Annotated in this window: 1 protein-coding gene; it reads right to left on the bottom strand. The window is 77.1% G+C overall.

Annotated elements, in window-relative coordinates; translation table 11 throughout:
- The coding region (locus tag ABD207_RS19580; RefSeq protein WP_344014396.1) for a type I polyketide synthase at window positions 1-5,353 on the bottom strand (5,353 nt) is incomplete at its 3' end.
- Window positions 5,354-5,396 lie beyond the last annotated feature (43 nt).

The following is a 5,396-nucleotide window of genomic DNA, read 5'->3' as shown; positions in this document are numbered from 1 at the left end:
CGGCGGCGAGGGCGTCCAGCCACTCGGTCTCGGTGCCGGGCGCGGCGGGCAGCAGGGTGCGCCAGAGCGCGGGCGTGCCGCCGGGCGCGGAGCTGAGGGCGGCGCGCAGGCGCGGCAGGTCCAGCGACCAGGCGACCAGGTGCGGGGTGGGCCGGCGCAGCGACAGCTCGATCAGGTCCCGGGCCTGACCGGGCGTCAGGGCGCGGTGGCCCAGCCGGGCCATGCGGTCGAGGTCGGCGTGCCCGGCGGCCAGCCCCTCCCCCGCCCAGACGCCGAAGGAGACGGACTGGGCGGCGAGGCCGAGGGCCCTGCGGTGGTGGGCGAGCTGGTCGAGGAAGACGTTGGCGGCGGCGTAGTTGCCCTGGCCGGCGTTGCCCGCGACACCGGCCGCCGAGGAGACGAGCAGGAAGAGGTCGAGGCCCAGGTGGGCGGTGAGGCGGTGCAGGTGCGCTGCCCCGTCGGCCTTGGGGCGCAGCACCTCGGTGAGGCGTTCGGGGGTCAGCTCGGCGACCACGCCGTCGGCGAGGACGCCGGCGCAGTGCACCACGCCCCGCAGGGGCGCCTCCTCCGGGATGCCGTCGAGCAGATCGGCGAGGGCGTCCGCGTCGCCGGTGTCGCACGCGGCCACCTCCACCTGGGCGCCGAGGGCGGCGAGTTCGGCGGTGACCTCGGCGGCCCGGGGGTCGGCCGGGCCCCGGCGGGAGGTCAGCAGCAGGCGCGGGGTGCCGTGCTCGGCGAGCAGCCGGGCCATGGTGCGGCCGACGGCGCCGAGGCCGCCGGTGATCAGGACGGTGCCCTCGACGGGGATCCGGTTGGCGGGTGCATCCGCGCTGCCGGCTTCAGAGTCGGCGTCGGCTTCAGAGTCGGCGTCGGTGAAGCGTGCACGGACGAGGCGGGGGGCCAGCAACTCACCTCGGCGGCAGGCGAGTTCGGGTTCCTCGCGCTGGGCGGCGGCGGTGCGCAGCACGGACACCGCGTCCCCGGTGTCGTCGTCGAGGTCGAGGAGGACCAGACCCAGGTCGGGATGCTCGGCGCGGGCACTGCGGGCGAGCCCCCACAGCGCGGACTGGGCGAGACCGGGCACCGCGTCCCCCTCGGCGGCCGCGACCGCGCCCCGGGTCACCCACAGGACGCGCGCGGGCATCTCCTCGGGCCGGAGGGCGACGAGGTCGCGCAGCTCGCGGAGGGCGGCCGTGGCCGCCTCGCCGGGTCCGGCGTCCGGGCCGGTGCGCGGCCAGAGGCGTACGACCACGCCGGGGCGCTCGTCCGGGGCGGCAAGGGTCTCCCCCGCAGCCGTCAACTCCCGCTGGACGGCTGCCGCTCCCGGGCCGTCCCCCAGGACCCGCCAGGTGCCCGCCGGGGCCGGCGGCGCGGCGACCGGCGTCCAGGCCACCTCGTACAGATGCCGGGCGCTCTCCGAGGAGGCGTCCAGATCGGCGGGGTCGGCGGCGCGCAGCCGCACGCCCTCCAGCCGTCCGGCGGGGAGGCCGTCGGCGTCCCACAGGCCGACGTCGAGGGTGACGTCGGTGCCGGAGGCGGAGGTGCGGCGCACCGACACGGTCAGTTCGGTGGGGTTGCCGGGCGGCAGCGCGCAGCGGCCGACGGCGACCGGCAGCAGCGCCCTGCTCTCGTCCGGGTCGAGGCCGGCCGCCACATGGAGTGCGGCGTCCAGCAGCGCGGGGTGGACCGGGTAGGGGTCGGTGGTGTCACGGGCTGACCGAGGGAGGGTCAGCCGGGCCAGCAGGGTGCCGTCGCCGGTGCGGACGGCCTGCCGTACGCACCGGAAGGCGGGGCCGTAGCCGAGGCCGAGGGCGGCCAGCCGCTCGTAGGTGTCCTCGCTCCAGGCGGGGTCGGCCCCGTCCGGCCAGGCCGGCGGCGCCTCGCCCGCGGTGGCCGTCGCCTCGTCGGTGGCCGTCGCCTCGTCGGTGGCCGTCGCCTCGTCGGTGGCGGTGCCGGTCGCGGTGGCGTGCAGGGTCCAGCCGGCGGCCTGCTGCCCGCGCGGGCGGCTGTGCACGGTGATCTCGGGCGCGGGGCCGGAGGTGACCACCTCGACGGACACCTCGGTGGTGCCGTCCGCGGGCAGGGCGAGCGGGGCGAGCAGGAGCAGGCCGGTGACGTCCGAGGGGGTGTCCGGGCGGGCCACGGCGAGGGCGGCGCGGCACAGCTCGGTCAGCGTGGTGCCCGACACCACGGTGCGGCCGAACACGGTGTGGTCGGGGAGCCAGTCCGCGGTGGCCGCCGACCATTCGTTGCGGAAGGTCCAGCGGGTCTCGTCCGCCGACTGCAGCTGCACGCCGAGCAGCGGGTGCGCGGCACGGTCGAAGAGGCCGGGTGCGGCGGTGGTGGCACCGGCGGCCTCGGACCAGTGGCGCTGCTCGTCCCAGGCGTAGGTGGGCAGGTCGGCCGGGGCGGGGTCGGGGACCAGGCGGCGCCAGTCGACGGGCCGTCCGTGGACGTGCAGTTCGGCGGTGGCGCGGTCGAGGCAGGCCAGGGCGTCCTCGTCGCGGCGCAGCGAGCCCACGGCGACGAGGTCCTCCGTACCGGTCTCCTCGGCGACGGTGCGCAGCGCGGTGAGCAGGGCGGGGTGGGGGCTCAGTTCGACGAAGCAGCGGTAGCCGTCGGCGATCATCCGCTCGACGGCCGGGCCGAACCGCACCGGCTCGCGGAGGTTGGTGTACCAGTAGGCGGCGTCCAGTTCGCCGGTGACGGGGGCGCCGGTGACGGTGGAGTACCAGGCGACGGGCGCCGGTGTCGCGGTGACGCCTTCGAGTTCGTCGACGATCTCGGTGCGGACGGCCTCCACCGCGGGGCTGTGGGAGGCGTAGTCGACGTCCAGGCGGCGGGCGAAGACCTGCTCGCGCTCGAGGGCGGCGAGCAGTTCCTCGACGGCTTCGGTCTCGCCCGCGACGACGGTGGAGCGGCCGCTGTTGACGGCGGCTACGGACACCCGGTCGCCGCCGAGTGCGGCGAGGCGGGCCTCGGTCTCGGTGTGCGGCAGGGCGACGACCGCCATGGTGCCGGTGCCGGACAGGGCGGTCAGGGCCTGGCTGCGCAGGGCGACCACGGCCGCCGCGTCGTTGAGGCTGAGGGCGCCCGCGACGCAGGCCGCGGCGACCTCGCCCTGGCTGTGTCCGATCACGGCGTCCGGGCGGATGCCGCGGGCCCGCCAGACGGCGGCCAGCGACACCATCACGGCGAACAGCACCGGCTGGACGACGTCCACGCGGTCCAGGGAGGGTGCGCCGGCGTCGCCGCGCAGGACGGCGGCCGCGGACCAGGAGGTGAAGGGGCGCAGGGCGGCGTCGCAGCGGTCGAGTTCGTCGGCGAAGACCGGGTCGCGGTCGAGGAGGTCGCGGGCCATGCCGGCCCACTGGGAGCCCTGGCCGGGGAAGACGAAGGCCACCTTGCCCTGCGGGAGGGCGTGCTGCGGGCCGGCGATCCGGTCGGGGTCGGTCTCCCCGTCGGCGAGCAGGCGCAGGGCGGCGCGGAGGGCGTCGTGGTCCCCGGCGGGGATCACGGCCCGGTGCTCGAAGTGGGTGCGGTGGTGGGCGAGGGTCGCCGCCACGGCGTTCAGGGGCAGGCCGGGTTGTGCGGCGAGGGCGCGTTCCAGGCGGTCGGCCTGTCCGCGCAGGGCGGCCGGCGTGCGGGCGGAGAGCGGGAAGAGGTGCCGGCCGGCGGGGCCGGGGGCGGGCACCGGCTCCGGCGCCCGGTCCGGAACCGGCTCCGGGTCGCGCGGGGCTTCCTCCAGCACCACATGGGCGTTGGTGCCGCTGATGCCGAAGGCGCTCACCCCGGCGCGGCGCGGGCGGCCCGCGGTGCGCGGCCAGGGGCGCGGCTCGGTGAGGACGCGCAGGCCGCTGGCGGCCCAGTCGATGTGCTCGGTCGGGGTGTCCGCGTGCAGGGAGGCGGGGAGTGTCTCGTGCCGCAGGGCGAGCACGGTCTTGATGACGCCCGCGATGCCGGCGGCGGCCTGGGTGTGGCCGAGGTTCGACTTCAGCGAGCCGATGTGCAGGGGGCGTCCGGCCGGGCGCCCGGCGCCGAGGACGCGGGCCAGGGCGCGGCCCTCGATCGGGTCGCCGAGCGGGGTGCCGGTGCCGTGGGCCTCGATGTAGTCGATGTCGTCCGGGGTGAGTCCGGCGGCGTCGAGGGCGGCGCGCAGCACGCGTTCCTGTGCGGGGCCGCTGGGCGCGCTCAGGCCCTGGCTGCGGCCGTCCTGGTTGATGGCCGAGCCCTTGATCACGGCGAGGACGCGGTCGCCGTCGCGCCGGGCGTCGGAGAGCCGCTTGAGGAGCACAAGGCCGCAGCCCTCGGCCCACACCACCCCGTCGGCGTCCGCGGAGAAGGGGCTGCAGCGGCCGCTGGGCGACAGCCCGCGCAGCCGGCTGAACTCCACGTGCCCGCGCGGGGTGACCATCAGTGTGGCCCCGCCGGCGAGGGCCAGGTCGCACTCCCCGTCGGCCAGTGCCCGCGCCGCGAGGTGCAGGGCGACCAGGGAGGACGAGCAGGCGGTGTCGACGGTCACCGCCGGTCCCTCGAGGCCGAGGGTGTAGGCGATGCGTCCGGAGGCCACGCTGGAGGCCGAGCCGGTGCCGACGTGCCCGTCGAGCCGGTCCAGTCCGGCGGAGGCGAGGTAGCCGCTGTCGTAGAGGCCGATGTAGACGCCGGTGGAGCTGCCGCGGAGGCTGCCGGGGACGATGCCGGCGCGTTCGATCGTCTCCCAGGCGGTCCGCAGCAGCAGCCGCTGCTGCGGGTCCATGGCGTCGGCCTCGCGGGGCGAGATGCCGAAGAAGGCCGCGTCGAAGCGGTCGATGCCGGTGAGGAATCCCCCGCGCAGGCTGTAGGCGGTGCCGGTGCTCTCCGGGGCGGGGTCGTACAGGCCACGGGTGTCCCAGCGGCCGGCGGGCACCTCGGTGACGGCGTCCCGTCCCTCGGCGAGCAGCCGCCACAGTGCCTCCGGGTCGTCGGCGCCGCCGGGCAGGCGGCAGGCCATGGAGACGATGGCGATGCCGTCGCCGGTGCGCCCCGATGCCGTGACCTCGGTGACGGGGGCGGGAGTTGGCGGTGCGGGGCTCTGGTCCTCGTCCAGCAGGGCTTCCGCGAGGGCGCCGATGGTCGGGTGCTCGAAGACGACGGAGGCGTCCGGCGTGCGGCCGGTGCGGGCGGCGAGTTCACCGGAGAGGGCCACCAACTGCCGTGAGCCGAGGCCGAATTCGGCGAGCGGCCGGTCCGGGTCGACGCCGCGCAGGTCGAGTCCGGTGGCCTCGGCGACGGCCGACACCAGCCAGGCACGCACGTCGTCCACGGACTTCAGGGGCGTGTCGGCGGGCTGCTTCAGGGTCTCGGGCGCGGACATCTCTGACACGGGTGGTCCTTGGGAACTCGGGCGCCGGCCGGGT

The sequence above is a fragment of the Streptomyces thermospinosisporus genome (assembly GCF_039526425.1).
Taxonomy (GTDB): Bacteria; Actinomycetota; Actinomycetes; order Streptomycetales; family Streptomycetaceae; genus Streptomyces; species Streptomyces thermocarboxydovorans.
Note: the sequence above shows the minus strand (reverse complement) of the source record. Positions and strands in the feature narration are given on the sequence as shown.